The organism is Sphingomonas sp. FG14 (assembly GCF_057809675.1).
On sequence record NZ_JBMDKK010000001.1, the window covers coordinates 1,051,921 to 1,070,337 of the forward strand.

The window sequence follows — 18,417 nt, forward strand, 5'->3', positions numbered from 1 at the left end:
CTTTGTTCTTTTCGATTGAAAAGGACAATGATAGCGTCATGGAAAGAATATAGGGAATCGGTCGATGACTCGACAATGCCGGCTGATCGAGATTGCAGGCGCGCCCTATGAGCGCGGCCGGCAATATGGCGCCCAGGCGCAGCCGGAGATCCATGCCGGCATTTCGCACTATGCCGCCCAGGTTCGCGACCTGAAGCTCGACGATGCTGAATTACAGCAGGTGGTCGCCGCCTATCTTCCGAAGATCGAGGCATTCGAACCCAGCTATGTCGAGGAGATGCACGGTATCGCCGCCGGCGCGGACGTGCCCTTTCATCAGATCGTCATGCTCAATGCGCGTACCGAAATCCTCAAGCTCGCGCTCAATAGCGACTTGCGCGACCGGCTGCTGGCCGATGTCGAACCCGATGGCTGCACCGCGCTCGTCGCCGCCCCCGAGGCGACAGCCGATGGCCGGCTGATCCATGCCCATAACTGGGACTGGAAGATGGAAAGCGCCGATGCGTCCATCGTCCTGCGCATCCGCAATGACGACCGGCCCGACATATTGATGTTCGCGGAGGCCGGTGCGCTCGGGCGGTTCGGCTTCAATTCGGTTGGGATCGGCGTGACCGCCAATTATCTCGAGAGCGAGCGCGATTATCGGAATATCGGCGTACCGCTCGCGCTACTGCGCCGCCACGCGCTGGAACAGGCGCACTTCGCGCTGGCATTGCGTTCGGCCTACACCACGCCGAAATCGGGCTCGAACAATATGGTGCTGACGCATCGCGACGGGCTGATCTACAACTTCGAATGCGCGCCCGACGAAAGCTTCCAGGTCGAGCCGCGCGATGGCGTGCTGGTCCATGCCAATCACTGGCAGAGCGCCGTCGCATTGGCGAAGCTGCAGGAGCGCGGCCTGCTGTCCATGCCAGACAGCCTGTATCGCGACCGCCGACTGCGTGCGCTGGTCGCGCCGAAGATCGGCACGCTGACCGTCGACGACATCAAGGCCGCCTTGCTCGACGACTGGGCATCGCCCTGGTCGATCTGCCGCCCGCCCCGCCCCTCTGCGATGAGCAACCTCTCCGCCACCGTTATCACTTTGGTGATGCAGCCGGCGATGGGATTGATGGAGATCGCGGTGCTGCCGGCGATCGATCCCAACTTCACCAGCTACACGCTGGAGATGGACGGTAGCGCCGCCCGATATGGCTAAAGCATTCTGCCTTGGATTGCTTGCCGTGCTGCCGCTTACGGCCAGCGCGGTCGCACCGGTTGCAAAACCGAGCCTGTTGCGCGCGCGCCTCAATTCGGACATCGCGTCCACCAATCCCGGCGTGACCCGCGACGAAAATACCGACGCGGTGCTGATGCACATGGTCGAGGGGCTCGTCGCCTATCGCGAGGATGCCAGTATCGGCCCGATGCTGGCGCAGCGCTGGGACGTATCGCCTGACGGGCGCAGCTATACCTTCCATCTGCGTCCCGGCATCCGATTCCACAACAATGCGCCGATGACGAGCGCCGATGTGCTTTGGTCGTTCCGGCGCTATCTCGATCCTAGGACGCATTGGCGCTGCCTGCGCGAATTCACCGGCGGCGGTTTCGCGAAGATCGTCGATGTCCGCGCAGTCGACCCGCTGACCGTGCGCATCGCGCTCGATCGCGCCTCCCCCACATTCCTCCAGACACTGGCACGCGTTGATTGCGGCGCGACCGCGATCCTCCATCGCAATTCGGTCGGCGCCGACGGCACATGGCGCGTGCCGATCGGCACCGGCCCATTCCGCTTCGCCGGCTGGAAACGAAACCAATATGTCGAGCTGACCCGGTTCGCGCGCTATCGTCCGCTGCCGGGCCCGCGCAACGGCAATGGCGGCGGCAAACATGCGCTCGTCGATCGCGTGCGGTTCCTGGTCATTCCCGACATCGTCTCCGCCCAGGCGGCATTGCTGCGCGGCGACCTCGATGTGCTCGACAATGTCCAGCCGCTCGACGCGCTGCAGCTCAAGGCGCGACGCGATATCCGCCTGTCGGTCGCGCCGGCGATGGATATCTTCGCCCTGCTGTTCCAGACCGCCGATGGACGCATGGCCGATGTCCGGCTGCGCCAGGCGATCGCGATGACTTTGGACGTGCCCGCGCTGGTCAATACGATCAGCGAAGGTACGTCGCGCGCCAACCGGTCGATCGTCCCGGCGTCGAGCGCCTATCATGGCCCCATCCAGGCGGCGATGCCGCGCCCGAACCTCGCGGCCGCCAGGCGGCTGGCCGCGGCGGCCGGCTATCGCGGCGAACCGATCCGCCTCGTCACCAATCGCCGTTATCCCGAATTGTTCGACGCCGCGATTCTCGTCCAGGCCATGGCGCTCGAAGCCGGGATCGATATCCGGATCGAGACGCTCGACTGGGCGGCGCAGCTCGATCGCTATTATAGCGGCAGATATCAAGCGATGATGTTCGCCTATTCGGCGCGGCTCGATCCCTCGCTGAGCTATGAATCCTTCATCGGCGACAAGGCAGCCGACCCGCGCAAAGTGTGGGGTGATGCCGGCGCGCAGGCACTCCTCCTGCAATCGCGCGCGACTGGCGATCGTGCGGCCCGCCAGGCCGTGCTCGACCGGCTCCATACGCGCTTCATGCATCAGGTGCCGGCGGTGATCCTGTTCAACCAGGGGCATATTGCCGCGGTCCGCGCCAATGTCGTCGGGTACAGAGGATGGGCAGCCGCGCAGATTCGGCTGTGGGGGGTGGCGATCAAATGAGCCGCGCTACCACTCTCTATCTCGGCCGCCGGCTGTTGCTGACGGTGCCGACCCTGCTGATCGTCGCGATCCTGGTCTTCACTTTGGTCCGCCTGATTCCCGGCGATCCCGCACAGGTGATGCTGGGCGATGCCGCCGACCCGGACGCGATCGCGGCCCTGCGCGAGCGCATGGGGCTCGACCGGCCGCTCTGGGCGCAGTTCCTTCACTGGCTCGGCCAGGTCGCGCAGGGCGATCTCGGATCGTCGATCATCACCGGAGAGCCGGTGCGCGCGCTGGTGCTCGATCGCTTCATGGTGACGGCCTCGATCGTGGTGACGGCAGTGGGGCTGGCGACTTTGGTCGCCATCCTGTTCGGCCTGACCGCGGCAGCGCGCCGCGGCAGCGCAACCGACAATGCCATCGTCACCACGGCGACGCTGACCATGGCGATCCCCAGCTTCTGGCTGGGATTGATGCTGATCCTGATCTTCGGGGTGAAGCTCGGCTGGTTGCCGGTCGTCGGCTACGTCCCGCTCAGTGACGGTCTCGCCGCTGGATTGCCCTATCTCGTGCTGCCGGTGGTGACACTGGCCACCGTCGAAAGCGGCGTGCTGATCAGGATGATGCGCGCCAGCGCGCTCGACGTGCTGCGGTTCGACTATGTCACCCATGCTCGCGCCAAGGGCCTGTCCGAGCGCCGCGTGCTTGTTCGCCACGTCCTTCCCAACGCCTTCGCCCCCACCATGACCCTGGTCGGGCTGACGCTCGGCCACCTGCTCGGCGGCGCAGCGGTGGTCGAGACATTGTTCACCCTGCCCGGCCTCGGCCGATTGATGGTCGATGGCGTACTGTCGCGCGACTATCCGGTGGTGCAGGGCTGCCTGCTCTTCACGGCCCTCGTCTATGTGATCGTCAACCTGGTCACCGACCTGCTTTATCCCCTGCTCGATCCGCGCGTGGCGCCGGGCGAATGAAGATCTTCGGCTCGTCCTGGTCCGAACGGATCGGCGCATTCCTCATCGCGGGGCTGGTGCTAACCGTGCTCCTCGCTTGTGTCTGGACGCCGTTCAATCCGCTATCGATCGATCTGGATGCGCGCTTCGCGAGCCCGTCGGCAGCGCATTGGCTCGGCACCGACCAGTTCGGCCGCGACATATTGAGCCGCGCCATGGCCGGCGCCCGGATCAGCGTGCCGATCGCGCTGATCACCGTCGCCTGTGCGACGACGCTCGGCATGGCGATCGGCACGCTCGCGGGTTTCCTGCGCGGCCCCGTCGAGGCCGTGCTGATGACGGTGAACGACGCGCTGATGGCGCTCCCCGGCATCCTGCTCGCATTGACCTTGATCGCGATATTGGGCGAAGGGGCGACCAGCATCATCATCGCGCTGACCATCGCCTATATGCCTTCGGTCGTGCGTGTCGTACGCGCCAGCGTGCTCTCCATCCGCACGCGCGAATATCTCGAAGCGTCAAAAGTGATGGGCAACAGCGCCGGCTATGCGATGCTCCGCCACGTCGCCCCCAACACCCTGCCCCAGGTCGCGGTGCTCGCCACCAGCATGTTCGGCTGGGTGCTGCTGTCCGAAAGCGCGCTAAGCTTTCTCGGTGTCGGCATCCCCGCGCCCGCGCCGAGCTGGGGCAACATGCTCTCCTCCGCCCGTCCCTATCTCAACACCGCCGGCTGGCTGGCGATCGTGCCCGGCCTGTGCATCGCCGCGACCTTGCTCGGCACCAATTTGCTGAGCGACGCGCTGCGCGATCGTTTCGACCGGCGGGGCCGGCCATGACCGCTCCCCTGCTCTGCATCGACGACCTAAAAGTGGCGGCCGGCAACCGCGTGCTGCTCGACGATTTCTCGATGCGCGTGAATACCGGTGAATGTGTCGCGATCGTCGGCGAGTCCGGCAGCGGCAAGACGATGGCGACCCGCGCGATCCTGGGCCTGCTGCCGGCCGAAGTGGCGCGTATCGCCGGCAACATCGCGTTCAAGGGGCGTTCGATCGTCGATCTGCCGCCCGGCGAGATGCGGAGCATCCGCGGCGGCGAGATCGGCATGGTCTTCCAGGAGCCGATGACCTCGCTCAATCCGTCGATGACAGTGGGAAAGCAGATCGAGGAAGCGTTGCGCCTGCACCGACCGATGACCGCGATCGAGCGCCGCGCGGCGTGCATCGCGATGCTGCGCCGCGTCCGCATCGCCGATCCGGAAGCCTGCATGGCATCCTATCCGCACGAATTCTCCGGCGGTATGCGCCAGCGGATCATGCTCGCCTCGGTGATGCTGCTCAAACCCCGGCTGTTGATCGCCGACGAGCCGACCACTGCGCTCGACACGCTCAGCCAGCGCGAGGTGATGGATGTGATGGCGGAACTCGCCGCCGAATGCGGCACTGCCGTTATCCTGATCACGCACAATCTTGGCCTGGTCGCACGCTATGCGACGCGCGCCATCGTGCTGGAAAAAGGCAGAACAGTCGAGCAAGGCAGCGCCCGGCAAATCCTGAATGCGCCAGAGCATCCCTATACGCGGCGGCTTGTTTCGTCGCTGCCCCGCCGCGCACCGGCACGGCCGCTTCCAAGCGGCACGATGCTCGCCATCGACGATCTGGTTGTCTCTTTCCGCCGGCGCGGCCGGCGCGAGAGCTTTCGCGCTGTCGATGGCGTCAGCCTGACCGTAGCACCGGGCGAGACCGTGGCGGTGGTCGGCGGCAGCGGATCGGGCAAGAGCACGCTCGGCCGCGCGGCGCTGGGCTTGACGGGGATTTCGGGGGGCACCATCCGCTTCGACGGCATCGATCCCTTCACCCGCGACAGGAACGCTCAGGCGGCGCTCAGGCGCGCGACGCAACTGGTGTTTCAGGATCCTTATTCATCACTCGACCCGCGCATGCGCGTACGCGACATCGTCGGCCAGCCGCTGCGCCATCATCCGGAACTGTCGGCCGAGGCACGCCACGCCCGTATCGACGAGATCCTCGCCGAAACCGGCCTGACCGAACTGGCAGACCGTTATCCCCATCAGATGTCAGGCGGCCAGCGCCAGCGCGTCGCCATCGGCCGTGCGGTGGTCACCCATCCCCGCTTCGTCGTCGCCGACGAACCGGTCTCCGCGCTCGATGCCACCATCCAGGCACAGGTGCTTCGGCTGTTCGCCTCGCTGCAACAGCGTCACGGCTTTGCGTGTCTGTTCATCTCGCACGATCTCGGCGTGGTCGAACAGATCGCCGATCGCGTGCTGGTGATGCATGCCGGCCGCATCGTCGAACAGGGCGCGCGCGACGCGATCTTCGATCACCCGGCCCATGAATTCACGCGCGAGATGCTGGCGGCAACGCCGACGCTCGACGCCGCAACAGGGAGTCATCGATGAAAACCACGCTTCGCGCCATGCTGGTCGCCGCTTCGGTCACGACCGGCGCCATGTTCGTGCCGGCGGTATCGGCGCAGGACAGCGTTCGCGTTGCCGACTGGCGCGCGGACGGCCCAAAGGGGCTGGTCCTGACCTACAAGGTCGCACCGGCCGCCCGCGCCGGTTTCCGGGCTGCAGCGCGGGCGACATTGCTTCCCCGTCTCGAAATACTGCGCACCGGGGGTGACCTGCTGTCCTATCGCGTGCTCGCCAATCGCTATATCGATTCCGCCGCCTGGGACATGATGGTGATCCTCGATTTCAAGGGCCCCGCCGAACTCGCGCGTTGGCGGACGATCGAAGAACAGACGCCGGGCGGCCTGCCTTCGGATATGCTGCGTCTCGTCGCATCGGCGGAAACCGCGCCAGGATCGATGGTGCGCGGGCGCGGGGCTGCGGTGAAGGCAGGAGATCCGGCTGCGGTCTATCTCGTCATTCCCTATGACTATCTCGTCTCCACCGACGAATATCTTCGCTATGTCGACGGTTATCTGCTGCCGCAGGTCGATGGCTGGCTGAGTGAAGGCGCGCTGTCGAGCTACGGTATGTATCTGCCGCGCTATGCCGCGGGTCGAAGCTGGTCCTCGCTGCTTCTGCTCGCCTATCGCGGCGATGCCGGCCTAGCCCGGCGGGACAAGGTGACGCAGACCGTCCGCGCGCGCCTGACCGCCACCTCACCCGAATGGAAAAGCTTTTCGGACAACAAGACCAATATCCGCGTCGAAAAGCAGCCGATCGTCGCCGACGAAATCCGGCCCTGACGCGCGGTCGTCCACGAAAAGCGTGACAGGCTCGTGACAGAAAGACGGTCTATCGAATGATCGAGGCTTGGTGATCCTTCACGGAAACCAGCGCACGCCCGCGGGCAAAAACGGGGCGGCGAAATCAAGAATAAGGGGGGTAGATGATGAAACACGCGAACTTCAAGAAACTGATCCAGCTTTCGGCCAGCACCGCCGCGCTGATCGCGGTCGCACCTGCCTTCGCACAGGATGCGCCGAACGATCGCTCGGAACCGGTACTCGAGGATATCGTCGTCACCGCCGACCGCAAGGACAGCTATGGCGCGGACTATGTGCAGGCCGGCAGCTTCCGTGGTGCGCTCCAGATCGATACGCCGCTCACCGTCAGCGTCATCAGCGAGCAGCTTCTGAAATCGCAACAGGCGCAGGGCCTGCTCGACGCGCTGCGCAACACGCCGGGCGTCACCAGTTCGCAGACCAGCCCGACCGTCTACAACAATCTTTCGATCCGCGGCATTCCCGTTGAGAATCGCGGCAATTACCGCCTCAACGGATCGCTGCCGATCGTCAACCTGATCGACCTTCCGCTTGAGAACAAGCTACGCGTCGAAGCCCTGAAGGGCGCCTCCGCGCTCTATTACGGCTTCACAACACCTTCGGGCATCATCAACCTGACGACCAAGCGGCCGACCCAGGACCCGATGCTCTACGTCAATCTGTCGGGCAACGATCACGGCCAGATGATCGCGCATCTCGATGCCAGCGCGACCGTCGGCATCTTCGGTGCGCGCATCAACGTCGCCGGCGGCGGCGTGGATTCGGGCATCGACCGCACCCAGGGCAGCCGCACCTTCATCTCGGGCGCCTTCCAGCTCGACCCGACCGACGACATCCAGATCAACCTCGACGTCGAGCGTATCTACAAGAAGGTGACCGAACCGACGGTACTCTCCGGCCCCACCGCCGTCGCCAGCCTGCTCACGATCGTCCCGAAGCTGCCATCGGCAAGTAACAATGCGGGCGGCCAGGGCTTCTACAACGTCGCCAAGGCAACCAATATCCTCGGCCGCATCTCCTGGGACATCTCTCCCGCCTGGAACGCGATCGTCGAGGGCGGCATCTCCTATCTCGACCGGGATCGCCGCTTCAGCCGTCTCAACAATTTCAATTCGGTGACAGGCAACGGCACGCTCAATCTGACGGCTGCCGACGGCCAGCTCTATCGCAATCGCAATATGCGCGCGGAGATCGCCGGCACCTTCGCCACCGGCCCGATCGTCCACGAATTGCTGCTCGGCGCGTCGAAGAACTATCGTCGCCAATATTCGGCGCCGGCGCTCACGATTACCAACGCAACCAATTGCGTCGCGCTTGGCCTGGCGGCCAATTGCGTCCAGAACGCCTATAACCCGGTGGCACTACGCCCGCTCACCTTCTCGGGCACATCAGCCTACGACCCGACGCGCGACACCGCGATCCACGATACCGGCTTCTATATCTTCGATCGCGCGAAGTTCGGCGGTCCGAATGGCGACCTGATCAGCGTCCTCGTCGGCGCGCGCAAGTCGATCTACAAGGAAACCGCCGAGACCGCGAACGCGGGCACGCGCACGACCTTCGAAGACAAGCCGCTCGCGCTTTCCGGCGGCCTCGTCGTCAAGCCGGTCAAATGGGTCAGCGTCTACGGCACCTATATCGAGGGCCTGGAATCGACGCCGGGCGCGCCGCAAACCGCGAACAATGCGGGAGAAATCCTGCCGGCCAGCGATTCCAAGCAATATGAAGGCGGCATCAAGATCGAACCGAAAAAGGGCCTGCTGTTCACCGCCGCCTATTTCGATATCACGCGCCAGCTCACCTACACCAACGCCGCCAATTTCTTCGTGAAGGACGGCCGCGCGAAATATCGCGGCACCGAACTCAGCCTGACCGGCGAAGTGACCGAAGATTTCTCGATCTACGCCTCGGCGCTGTTCCTGCGTGCCAAGCAGGGGCTGACGGCGGATGCTACTCTGGTCGGCAAGCTGATCGAGAACACCGCCAAGACCCAATGGTCGATCTCGGGCGAATATCGCCTCGACGACGTGATCCCCGGCCTGGCGATCAACGGCGGCGCCTATTACACCGGCAAGCGCGCGATCAACCCGCAGAACTCGCTCTTCCTGCCGGGTTATACGCTTTACGATCTCGGCGCATCGTACAGCTTCACCTTCCATGGCACCGACATGGTTGCCCGGGTGAATGCCCAGAACATCACCGGCGAACGCTATTTCGCGTCCACCGGCGGCAACTTCATTGCCTATGGTGCGCCGCCCTCGGTCAAATTCGCCTTGTCCTTCGGCTTCTGATCAGAAGGTTGCAGCCATCGATGGCGGTGGGGTTCCCGGCCCCGCCCCCATCATTTTTAATTGCGAAGCAGGAATTTCTGCACCTTGCCCGACGCATTCATCGGCAAGGCGTCCAGGATTTCCACCTGACGCGGCACCTTGTAGTTCGCCATGTTCTCCCGGCACCAGGCGATGATCTCATCCGGTGACGCGCTCGCGCCCGGGCGAAGCACCACATAAGCCTTCGGCACCTCACCCAGCCGTTCGTCGGGAACGCCGATCACAGCGGAGTGCATCACCGCCGGATTGGCAGCGAGCAGGCCCTCGATCTCAGCGGGATAGGCATTGAAGCCGCCGACGATGAAGATGTCCTTGGCGCGATCGGTGATCTTCACATTGCCGGCCGCATCGAGCACCGCGACATCGCCGGTCCTTAGCCAGCCATCACCATCGATCGCGGCGGCGGTCGCCTCCGGATTGTTGAAATAACCCAACATCACATTGGGTCCGCGCACAAGCAATTCGCCCGCCTGCCCCGCCGGCAATTCCGCGCCATCGCCATCGACGATGCGAAGTTCGACGCCGTCAAGCGGGCGGCCCGCCGTATTGGCGATCGTCTCGACCCCATCCTCCTTGCGGCACATGGTGACGACGCCGCAGGTTTCGGTGAGGCCATAGGCCGTCAGCACGATATCGATGCCGAGATCGGTCCACATCGCCTCGATCAGCGAAACCGGCACCGACGCTGCGCCGGTGATCGAGAGCCGAAGCGAGGACAGGTCGTAGCTGCGATAATCCGCCGCCAGCATGCTCTGGTAAAGCGTCGGCGGTCCGGGGAGCACGGTCACCTTTTCGCGCTCGATCCGCCGCAATGCCGCCTTTGCGTCGAACACCGCGTGCGGCAACACCGTGCATCCGGTCAGGAATGCCGCCAGCCAGCCCGCCTTGTAGCCGAAGCTATGGAAGAAGGGATTGATGATCAGGAAACGATCGCCGGCACACAGGCCATAGGTTTCCGAATAGCGCAGATAGACCCAGATATTCTGGCCATGCGTCGTCACCGCCCCCTTTGGATGGCCGGTCGTGCCGGAGGTGAACAGGATGTCGCACACGTGATCCTCTTCGATCGCAGCAAGCCGCGCATCGATCTCAGATGGTGCGACCGACGCAGCTTCGGCGAGGAAATCGCTCCAGTTCACTCCGCCCCTGTCGCCCGCCAGCAATATCGTTCGCTCCAGATCCGGCAGATCCTCGCCGTCGAGCATCTCGGGATAATCGGCGCCCAGGAACTCGGAAACGGTCAGCAGCATCCGCGCGCCGCTGGTGCGCAGGATATAACCGGCTTCGCGCCCCTTCAGCCGGGTGTTGAGCGGCACGATCGCCGCGCCCGCGGATTGCACGCCAAGCGCGGCGATGATCCATTCGACCGAATTGGGCGCCCAGATCGCCACACGATCGCCTGCGACGATTCCAGCCGCGATAAAGGCGGCGGCGGCCTGACGCGCGCGCGCTTCCAGGTCGCGATAGAGCAACGAGCTGCCATCCTCTCCACGGATCGCCTCGATATCGGCGAAGCGCCGGGCGGATGCGAAAACCATGTGCGGAATCGTCCGCTTGCCATCTGTCACGATCGGGGCCGTCCGTTCTGCTGTTCCGCGATCGGGCGTGATCGACGCCCCCATGCATCGCAACCCCTATTCGGGGAGGGCATGACGACGCCCGAGATCACTCGCCCCGGGCCAGGCCCAGGAAGATCGGCCGTTCGCCGCCCCCATGAACCGCAAGCCGCGCGCCGCTGACATAAGCGGAATCGGGTGACGCGAGGAAGGCAACGGCATTGGCGACATCCTCGCCGCGCGCCATCCGGCCCGCCGGCAGCATGGCGTCGATGCGCTTCATGCCATCCTCGCCGCCATAATGTTCGATCGCAGCCTCGGTCGCGACCAGGCCGACGATCACGGCATTGACGCGGACCAGCGGCCCCCACTCCATCGCCAGCGTTTCCGTCAGGTTGAGCAATCCAGCCTTGGCCGCGCCATAGATGGCCGTGCCAGGCGATGGCCGCGTGCCGGACACGCTCGCGATATTGACGATGGCGCCGCCCTTTGCCTGCGCCTGCATGATCCGGTTCGCCGCCTGCGCGACATGGAGCGGGCCGAGCAGGTTGAGCGCCAGCACGCGTTCGGAAAAGCGCGGCGATGCGGTCGCTGCCGGCGCCTCGGGCGATCCGCCCGCATTGTTGACCGCGAGATCGAGCCGCCCGTGCCGCGCGACGATCCGGTCGATCATCGCATCGACATCCTCGGCCGAACGCACATCGCACGTCTCGAATGCCGCAACGGCATCGCCGTGGTTCGGCAGATCGTCGGGGGCGTTGCGGCCGCAGATCACGACGGTCATGCCATCCGCCAGCAACCGCTCCGCGATCGCGCGGCCGATACCGCGCGCGCCGCCCGTCACCAGCGCCACGCGCCGCTCATTTTCCGCCATGGCCACCTCCAGATCCTTCACCACATCCATTCTACCGGCCGCCGCGAATGTCTCTCTCCATATGGTGGTAGCGGAGGTTCCGCCCGCCCGCCATGCAACACCTGTCTGCAGGACGGGAGAGCGGGTTGAACAAGCAATTGACCATCGAGCAGTTCGTCGCATCGCTGAAAAGCGGGATGACGATCGGGATCGCGGGCTGGGGCCCGCGCCGCAAGCCGATGGCGCTTGTCCGCGCCATCCTGCGATCGGACCTGACCGACCTGACGATCGTCGCCTATGGCGGGCCGGACGTCGGCATGCTGTGCGCGGCGGGCAAGGTGAAGAAGCTGATCTTCGGCTTCGTCTCGATGGACGCGATCCCGCTCGAACCCTATTTCCGCAAGAGCCGCGAGGCCGGCGCGCTCGATGTGCTCGAGCTGGACGAAGGCATGCTGCAATGGGGGCTGAAGGCTGCGGCGTTCCGCCTGCCCTTCCTGCCCACCCATGTCGGGCTCGGCACCGATGTGATGACGCATGGCGGCTTCCGGACGGTGCAATCACCCTATGACGATGGCGAAGTGCTGCTGGCGATGCCCGCGCTCAGGCTCGACGCCGCGCTGCTCCACGTCCATCGCGCCGACCGGCTCGGCAATATCCAGGCGCTTGGCCCGGACACTTATTATGACGAATGGTTCGCGCGCGCGGCGGGGAAGACCTTCGTTTCGGCGGAGGAAGTGGTCGACCGCATGGATCACAGCTATCCGGAAGACGCCCGCTCCAACATCGTCGAGCGCTGCTTCGTCCACGGCGTGATCGAAGCGCCGCTGGGCGCGCATCCGACCTCGATGCCGCCGCTCTACGGCTGGGACATGAAGCATCTGAAGGCCTATGCCGACAGTGCGCGCGAGGATGGCGGCTGGGACTCGTTCGCCGCCGGCACGATCGGCGCCGACGAGGCCGGTTATCTCGACCGCGTCGGCGGCAGCGCCGCCGTCTCCGCCCTTCCCCTGCCCATTTTCTGAGGGGATGACGGTCATGCCCATCTCACCCGAATTCACGCTCTGCGAACAGTTGATCGTCGCCGCCTCCGAGGCCTGGCGCGGCAATGGCGAACTCGTCGCGACCGGCATCGGCCCGGCGCCGCGCCTGGCCGCCTCGCTCGCCAAAGTGACGCATACGCCCGAACTGATGATGACCGATGGCGAGGCCTGGCTGGTCGAGGATCCGGTGCCGATCGGGCCGCGCGGCTATGACGACCGCAAGCCCGCCGGCTACCTGCCCTTCTCGCGCTTTTTCGATGCGGCGGTCTGGCCCGGCAAGCGCCACGCCATGGTCACGCCCAGCCAGATCGACCGGTTCGGGCAGACGAACATATCGTATCTCGGCGGGAGCTATGACCGGCCCAAGGTGCAGATGCTCGGCGCACGCGGCTTTCCGGGCAATTCGATCTGTCACATCAATTCGATGTTCGTGCCCCAGCATTCGAAGCGCGTCTTCGTCGAGGGCGAGGTCGATATGGTGTCGAGCGTCGGCTATAATCCGGCCCGGCGCGTGCCCGGCGCCCGGTTCGATTTCGTCGATCTGCGGCTGATCGTCACCGATCTCTGCATCATGGATTTCGGCGGCGCCGACAATGCGATCCGCGTGATCTCACTCCACCCCGGCATCAGCTTCGATCAGGTGCAGGCGGCGACCGGCTTCGCGCTCGAGGCTGCCGCCGAGATCGCAACGACGCCGGCGCCCAGCGCCGAACAGCTCGCGATCATCGCGCGTTTCGATCCGCACAATCTCCGCGCGAACGTGCTCAAGGACAATCCCGCAGGCCGGAGGCACTGACCATGGCCGATATCGTCTACGAAACCGACGAACCCGTTCTCTACCGCGTCGAGAATGCCGTGGCTTGGATCACGATGAACCGGCCGAGCTTCAACAACGCGCAGAACAGCCAGATGACCTATGCGCTCGACGACGCGTTCCGCCGCGCCGTCGATGACGACGAGGTAAAGGCGATCGTACTGGCGGGCGCGGGCAAGCATTTCTCGGCCGGCCACGACATCGGCACGCCGGGCCGCGACGTCACCAGGACGTTCGACCGCAAATTGCTCTGGCCCGATCACACCAACAAGCCCGGCGCCGAATTCCTCTACACGCGCGAACAGGAAGTCTATCTGGGCATGTGCCGGCGCTGGCGCGACGTGCCCAAGCCGACCGTCGCCATGGTGCAGGGCGCGTGCATTGCCGGCGGGCTGATGCTGGCCTGGATCTGCGATCTGACGATCGCGTCGGACGACGCCTTCTTCCAGGATCCCGTCGTCCGCATGGGGATTCCCGGCGTCGAATATTTCGCCCATGCCTTCGAACTGCCGCCGCGCGTCGCCAAGGAATTCCTGCTGCTCGGCGAGCGCATGCCCGCTGCCCGCGCCTATGAACTGGGCATGGTCAACCGCATCGTCGCGCGCGCCGAATTGGAGGCGGAGACGCGCAGGGTGGCGGAGAAGCTCGCCGAGATGCCGCGCCTCGGCCTGTCGCTCACCAAGCAGGCGGTGAACCATGTCGAGGATCTGCGCGGCAAGCGCACGGCGATGGATGCCGTTTTCCACATGCACCATTTCGCGCACGCCCAGAATGATCTGACCACCGGCAACAGCCTGGCCGGGCTCACCGGCAAGTCGATGGCCGAAGCCAACAAGAAGGATGCCGCCGCGAAGGACGGAGACGCCGGCTGATGGCCGATCCGCTCAACACCGTCCTGACTGAACGGCTCGGCTGCCGCGTACCGGTGATCCAGACCGCGATGGGCTGGATCGCGACGCCCTCGCTCGTCATCGCGTCGAGCGAGGCCGGCGCCGTCGGTTTCCTGGCCGGCGCGGTGATGCAGCCGGCCGAACTCGAAACCGCGATCCTCGCGGTCAAGCAAGGCACCAGCCGGCCCTTCGGCGTCAATTTTCACATGTTCCAGCCGGGCGCGGCGGAGATCGTCGAGATCATCCTGAAGCATCGCGACCAGATCCGCGCTGTCAGCTTCGGGCGCGGTCCCGATGCCAGGATGATCGGCCGCTTCAAGGATGCCGGTATCCTCTGCGTGCCCACCGTCGGTGCGGTCAAGCATGCGCAGAAGATGGTGCAACTGGGCGTCGACATGGTGACGGTCCAAGGCGGCGAAGGCGGCGGCCATACCGGCTCGGTCGCATCGACCGTGCTGCTGCCGCAGGTGCTCGACAGCGTGAAGATACCGGTGATCGCGGCGGGCGGCTTCGGCGACGGGCGCGGGCTTGCCGCAGCCCTTGCCTATGGCGCGGTCGGCATCGCGATGGGCACGCGCTTCCTGATGACGCGCGAAAGCCCGATCCCCGAGGCTACCAAGGCACGCTACACTGCCGCCGGCACCGACGACATCCTCGTCTCGACCAAGGTCGACGGCCTGCCCCAGCGCATGATCCGTAACGCACTGCTCAACCGGATCGAACGCTCGACCGGGATCGGCATCTGGCGGCGCGCGATCGAAAGCGGACTGCAGATGAAACGCCAGACCGGCGCATCGTTCGGCGATCTGTTCAGGGCGGCCAAGGGCATGACCAGCCATGGCGGGCTCACTTTGCCCCAGGCGATGATGGCGGCATCCGCGCCGATGCTGATCCAGAAGGCCGTGGTCGAGGGCGATCCCGATCACGGGCTGATGGCAACCGGGCTCGTCGCCGGGCGGCTCGGCGACCTGCCAAGCTGCGCGGACCTCGTCGCGAGCATCGAGGCAGAGGCGCGCGCACGCCTCGCCGCCCTTTCCCCTCCCTCGCAAACGGTGGCCTGAACCATGCCGATCCATACCCAGATCAAAGACCGTATCGCGGAGATCGTCTTCGATCAGCCGCCGGTCAACGCGTTCGACAGCGCAACCTGGAACAGCTTGCCGGCGATCATCCGCGAGGCGGGCAGCAACCCGAACGTCAATGTCGTGCTGATCCGCGCCGAGGGACGCGGCTTTTGCGGCGGCGTCGACATCAAGGAGATGCAGGCGCATCCCGAGCGTATCACCCTGCTCAATCGCGGCAATTTCCTGACGTTCAAGGCGGTGCGCGACTGCGAGGTGCCCGTCGTCACCGCCGTCCATAAATTCGTGATCGGCGGCGGCATCGGCATCTGTGGCGCGAGCGACACGATCATCGCCGCCGACGATGCCTATTTCTCGCTGCCGGAGGTCGATCGCGGCGCGATGGGCGGCGCTTCGCACCTGTCGCGCATGCTGCCGCTGCACAAGGTGCGCGCCGCCTTCTTCACCGGTGGCAATATCCCGGCCGAGGAAGCCTATCGCCTGGGCGCCGTCGAGAAGATCGTCCCGCGTGAGGCGCTGGTGGACGAAGCGCGCGCCTTCGCCGCGATCATCGCGGGCAAGTCGCGCAAGGCGCTGGTCCTCGCCAAGGAAGCGCTCAACGGCCTCGAACCACGCGACGTCGATCATGGCTATCGCTTCGAGCAGGGCTTCACGCTCGAGATGTACATGCACGAGGACAGCCAGAAGGCGCGCGACGCCTTTGTCGAGAGCGGCACGGCGGCGAAATTCTGATGGATCTCGCCTATACACCCGAACAACAGGCCTTCCGCGCGGAAGTCCGCGCGTGGATGGAGGCGAACGTTCCCCGCGAACCGCTCCTCACACTGGAGTGCGAGCAAGGCTATCGCCAGCACGTCGAATGGGAGCGCAAGCTCGCCTCCGGCAATTGGGGCATGGTCACCTGGCCGGAGGCCTATGGCGGGCGCGGGCTCGACCTGATCCAGTGGCTGATCTTCGAAGAGGAATATTATCGTGCCGGCGCGCCGCTGCGCGCCAACCAGAACGGCATCTTCCTGCTCGGCCCCACCATCATGGAGTTCGGCACGGATGAACAGAAGGCCCGCTTCCTGACGCCCATGGCCAGGGGCGAGGTGATCTGGGCGCAGGCCTGGTCCGAACCCAATGCCGGATCGGACATGGCGGCGATCACCAGCAAGGCCATCCGGGACGGCGATCATTATGTGATCACGGGGCAAAAGACCTGGTCGAGCCGCGCGAGCTTCGCCGACTGGGGTTTCGGCCTGTTCCGCACCGATCCGGACTCGAAGCGCCACAAGGGGCTGAGCTTCATCCTGTTCGATCTCAACGCGCCCGGCGTCACCCGCCGTCCGATCCGCCAGCTTCATGGCGATCCCGGTTTCGCCGAGCTGTTCTTCGACGAGGTGCGCGTGCCCGTCGCGAACCGCATCGCCGGCGAAGGCGAAGGCTGGAACGTCGCGATGGCGACCGCCGGCTTCGAACGCGGGCTGATGCTGCGCTCCCCCGCCCGCTTCCAGGCGGCGGCGGCACGGCTGGTGGCGCTGTTCCGCAAGCATGAGGCCAAGGCATCGCCCGCCGCACGCGAGCAGGTGATGCAGGCATGGATGGATGCGCAGGCCTATGCCTACAACACCTATGCCGTCGCCTCGCAGATCATAGTGGGCGGCCATATCGGCGCCGAAGCCAGCCTCAACAAGATCTTCTGGTCCGAACTGGACCGGGCGATGCACCGCACCGCGATGCAATTGCTCGGTGCCGCCGCCGAGTTGCGCCACCTGGACGATGGCGGGCTCAATAGCTGGCTCGAAGGCTATATCTTCTCGCTCTCCGGCCCGATCTATGCCGGATCGAACGAAATCCAGCGCAACATCATCGCCGAGCGCCTGCTCGGCCTGCCGAGGTAACGGCCATGGATTTCAGGATTTCGGACGATCAGGCGACGCTGACGCAAGGCGTCCGCGACTATCTGGCGGGCATGCACGGTGCTGAAGTGTTGCGCAGCCTCGATGCCGATGACAGCCGCCGTTCCGATGCGGTCTGGCAGGGGCTGGTCGAGATGGGGCTGCCGGGCCTGCTGGTTCCGGAAGCGCAGGGCGGGCTCGGCCTGTCGTTGCTCGACGGCGTCGGCATCGCGATCGAGTTCGGCCGCGCCGGCGTCGCCGAACCCGTTGCCGATACCGCGCTTGTCGCCGCACCGCTGCTCGCGGCGGCCGGTGGACAGGACGCACTGCTCGAACGCATCGCCGCCGGCTGCGCGAAGCTGGCGCTCCAGCATCCGCTCAATCCCTGGACCGCCGATCTCGACGCTGCGAGCCATGTCCTGTCAGCGGATGGCGACGTCCTGCTGCTCGCCGAACGCACCGGCGCGGCACAGCCGCTCGACAGCGTCGATCCGCTGCGCCGCCTGTTCGTGCCGGCATCGGTCGATGGTGTCGCGATCGGCTCGGCGGATGCGCTGCTCGATCACGCCGCGCTGATCGCCGCCGCTCAGCAGATCGGCATTGCGGATGCGATGCTCGGCCAAGCGACCGACTATGCCAAGACGCGCAGCCAGTTCGGCCAGCCCATCGGCAGCTTCCAGGCAGTGAAGCATCATCTGGCGAGCGCGGCGGTGAAGATCGCCTTCGCGCGGCCCGTGGTGCAGCGCGCGGCGGTCGCGCTCGGCGAAGGCGCGGCCCATGCCGCGGTCCATGTCAGCCATGCCAAGCTCGCCGCGTCCGACGCCGCCTGGGCGACCGCCGAGACCGCGATCCAGATCCATGGCGCGATGGGCTACACCTATGAGGTCGACCTGCATTTTTGGATGAAGCGCGCCTGGGCGCTCGCATCCGCGTGGGGTGATCGCGCCTTCCATCTGGGCCGGATCGACGCCGCCGTGATCGGCGGCACACTTCCGATCGGCCCCGGCCACAGTTTTACCTGAGGAACAA

At 65.4% G+C, this 18,417-nt stretch carries 16 protein-coding genes; 14 read left to right on the forward strand and 2 right to left on the reverse strand.

Going from position 1 to position 18,417, the window contains the following annotated elements:
- Nucleotides 1-64: 64 nt before the first annotated feature.
- The 7 genes from ACODTA_RS05005 to ACODTA_RS05035 all read left to right on the forward strand — a co-directional run bounded on the left by ACODTA_RS05005 (nt 65) and on the right by ACODTA_RS05035 (nt 9,234).
- Nucleotides 65-1,201: a C45 family autoproteolytic acyltransferase/hydrolase gene (locus ACODTA_RS05005; RefSeq protein ID WP_489064697.1), complete on the forward strand. Its 1,137-nt coding sequence runs from the start codon at nt 65-67 to the stop codon at nt 1,199-1,201.
- Entirely contained in the window at nt 1,194-2,750 is a 1,557-nt protein-coding gene (locus ACODTA_RS05010) for an ABC transporter substrate-binding protein (protein WP_489064698.1), read from the forward strand. Before ACODTA_RS05005 ends, ACODTA_RS05010 begins: the two co-directional genes overlap by 8 nt.
- A complete protein-coding gene (locus ACODTA_RS05015; protein WP_489064699.1) occupies nt 2,747-3,706 on the forward strand; it encodes an ABC transporter permease in 960 nt (319 codons plus the stop codon). Before ACODTA_RS05010 ends, ACODTA_RS05015 begins: the two co-directional genes overlap by 4 nt.
- Nucleotides 3,703-4,521 carry an ABC transporter permease gene (locus ACODTA_RS05020; RefSeq protein WP_489064700.1) on the forward strand — a complete coding sequence of 273 codons (819 nt, stop codon included), beginning with the start codon at nt 3,703-3,705 and terminating at the stop codon, nt 4,519-4,521. Before ACODTA_RS05015 ends, ACODTA_RS05020 begins: the two co-directional genes overlap by 4 nt.
- The gene (locus ACODTA_RS05025) at nt 4,518-6,104 is read left to right on the forward strand and encodes a dipeptide ABC transporter ATP-binding protein (RefSeq protein WP_489064701.1); all 1,587 of its coding nucleotides are present in this window, start codon (nt 4,518-4,520) and stop codon (nt 6,102-6,104) included. Before ACODTA_RS05020 ends, ACODTA_RS05025 begins: the two co-directional genes overlap by 4 nt.
- Nucleotides 6,101-6,904: a hypothetical protein gene (locus tag ACODTA_RS05030; protein ID WP_489064702.1), complete on the forward strand. Its 804-nt coding sequence runs from the start codon at nt 6,101-6,103 to the stop codon at nt 6,902-6,904. The genes ACODTA_RS05025 and ACODTA_RS05030 overlap by 4 nt, the downstream gene beginning before the upstream one ends.
- A gap of 146 nt (nt 6,905-7,050) precedes the next feature.
- Nucleotides 7,051-9,234: a TonB-dependent siderophore receptor gene (locus ACODTA_RS05035; protein ID WP_489064703.1), complete on the forward strand. Its 2,184-nt coding sequence runs from the start codon at nt 7,051-7,053 to the stop codon at nt 9,232-9,234.
- A gap of 56 nt (nt 9,235-9,290) precedes the next feature.
- Here ACODTA_RS05035 and ACODTA_RS05040 read toward each other — a convergent pair whose 3' ends face one another.
- Complete coding sequence (locus tag ACODTA_RS05040) at nt 9,291-10,895, reverse strand: FadD3 family acyl-CoA ligase (protein WP_489064704.1); 1,605 nt, start codon at nt 10,893-10,895, stop codon at nt 9,291-9,293.
- A 43-nt stretch (nt 10,896-10,938) separates the two neighbouring features.
- A complete protein-coding gene (locus ACODTA_RS05045; protein ID WP_489064705.1) occupies nt 10,939-11,733 on the reverse strand; it encodes an SDR family oxidoreductase in 795 nt (264 codons plus the stop codon).
- Nucleotides 11,734-11,828: 95 nt separating this feature from the next.
- Here ACODTA_RS05045 and ACODTA_RS05050 point away from each other — a divergent pair, with 95 nt between their 5' ends.
- Genes ACODTA_RS05050 through ACODTA_RS05080 form a run of 7 tightly spaced genes read left to right on the forward strand, consistent with a single transcriptional unit; the run spans nt 11,829 to nt 18,410 of the window.
- Nucleotides 11,829-12,704, forward strand: a complete 876-nt coding sequence (locus ACODTA_RS05050) for a CoA transferase subunit A (RefSeq protein WP_489064706.1) — start codon at nt 11,829-11,831, stop codon at nt 12,702-12,704.
- A 13-nt stretch (nt 12,705-12,717) separates the two neighbouring features.
- Nucleotides 12,718-13,518: a CoA-transferase subunit beta gene (locus ACODTA_RS05055; protein WP_489064707.1), complete on the forward strand. Its 801-nt coding sequence runs from the start codon at nt 12,718-12,720 to the stop codon at nt 13,516-13,518.
- A 2-nt stretch (nt 13,519-13,520) separates the two neighbouring features.
- Nucleotides 13,521-14,408 carry an enoyl-CoA hydratase gene (locus ACODTA_RS05060; RefSeq protein ID WP_489064708.1) on the forward strand — a complete coding sequence of 296 codons (888 nt, stop codon included), beginning with the start codon at nt 13,521-13,523 and terminating at the stop codon, nt 14,406-14,408.
- The gene (locus ACODTA_RS05065; protein WP_489064709.1) at nt 14,408-15,487 is read left to right on the forward strand and encodes an NAD(P)H-dependent flavin oxidoreductase; all 1,080 of its coding nucleotides are present in this window, start codon (nt 14,408-14,410) and stop codon (nt 15,485-15,487) included. Before ACODTA_RS05060 ends, ACODTA_RS05065 begins: the two co-directional genes overlap by 1 nt.
- 3 nt (nt 15,488-15,490) lie before the next feature.
- Nucleotides 15,491-16,240 (forward strand): enoyl-CoA hydratase family protein, encoded by a 750-nt coding sequence (locus ACODTA_RS05070; RefSeq protein ID WP_489064710.1) that lies wholly within the window; start codon nt 15,491-15,493, stop codon nt 16,238-16,240.
- Nucleotides 16,240-17,391, forward strand: a complete 1,152-nt coding sequence (locus ACODTA_RS05075) for an acyl-CoA dehydrogenase family protein (RefSeq protein ID WP_489064711.1) — start codon at nt 16,240-16,242, stop codon at nt 17,389-17,391. Before ACODTA_RS05070 ends, ACODTA_RS05075 begins: the two co-directional genes overlap by 1 nt.
- 5 nt (nt 17,392-17,396) lie before the next feature.
- Nucleotides 17,397-18,410: an acyl-CoA dehydrogenase family protein gene (locus ACODTA_RS05080; RefSeq protein ID WP_489064712.1), complete on the forward strand. Its 1,014-nt coding sequence runs from the start codon at nt 17,397-17,399 to the stop codon at nt 18,408-18,410.
- Nucleotides 18,411-18,417 lie beyond the last annotated feature (7 nt).

Excerpts from the sequence above, each read along its gene's own strand:
- ACODTA_RS05005 (WP_489064697.1), top strand. The coding sequence starts at position 65 with ATGACTCGACAATGCCGGCTGATCGAGATTGCAGGCGCGCCCTATGAG.
- ACODTA_RS05010 (WP_489064698.1), top strand. The coding sequence starts at position 1,194 with ATGGCTAAAGCATTCTGCCTTGGATTGCTTGCCGTGCTGCCGCTTACG.
- ACODTA_RS05015 (WP_489064699.1), top strand. The coding sequence starts at position 2,747 with ATGAGCCGCGCTACCACTCTCTATCTCGGCCGCCGGCTGTTGCTGACG.
- ACODTA_RS05020 (WP_489064700.1), top strand. The coding sequence starts at position 3,703 with ATGAAGATCTTCGGCTCGTCCTGGTCCGAACGGATCGGCGCATTCCTC.
- ACODTA_RS05025 (WP_489064701.1), top strand. The coding sequence starts at position 4,518 with ATGACCGCTCCCCTGCTCTGCATCGACGACCTAAAAGTGGCGGCCGGC.
- ACODTA_RS05030 (WP_489064702.1), top strand. The coding sequence starts at position 6,101 with ATGAAAACCACGCTTCGCGCCATGCTGGTCGCCGCTTCGGTCACGACC.
- ACODTA_RS05035 (WP_489064703.1), top strand. The coding sequence starts at position 7,051 with ATGAAACACGCGAACTTCAAGAAACTGATCCAGCTTTCGGCCAGCACC.
- ACODTA_RS05040 (WP_489064704.1), bottom strand. The coding sequence starts at position 10,895 with ATGGGGGCGTCGATCACGCCCGATCGCGGAACAGCAGAACGGACGGCC.
- ACODTA_RS05045 (WP_489064705.1), bottom strand. The coding sequence starts at position 11,733 with ATGGATGTGGTGAAGGATCTGGAGGTGGCCATGGCGGAAAATGAGCGG.
- ACODTA_RS05055 (WP_489064707.1), top strand. The coding sequence starts at position 12,718 with ATGCCCATCTCACCCGAATTCACGCTCTGCGAACAGTTGATCGTCGCC.
- ACODTA_RS05060 (WP_489064708.1), top strand. The coding sequence starts at position 13,521 with ATGGCCGATATCGTCTACGAAACCGACGAACCCGTTCTCTACCGCGTC.
- ACODTA_RS05065 (WP_489064709.1), top strand. The coding sequence starts at position 14,408 with ATGGCCGATCCGCTCAACACCGTCCTGACTGAACGGCTCGGCTGCCGC.
- ACODTA_RS05070 (WP_489064710.1), top strand. The coding sequence starts at position 15,491 with ATGCCGATCCATACCCAGATCAAAGACCGTATCGCGGAGATCGTCTTC.
- ACODTA_RS05075 (WP_489064711.1), top strand. The coding sequence starts at position 16,240 with ATGGATCTCGCCTATACACCCGAACAACAGGCCTTCCGCGCGGAAGTC.
- ACODTA_RS05080 (WP_489064712.1), top strand. The coding sequence starts at position 17,397 with ATGGATTTCAGGATTTCGGACGATCAGGCGACGCTGACGCAAGGCGTC.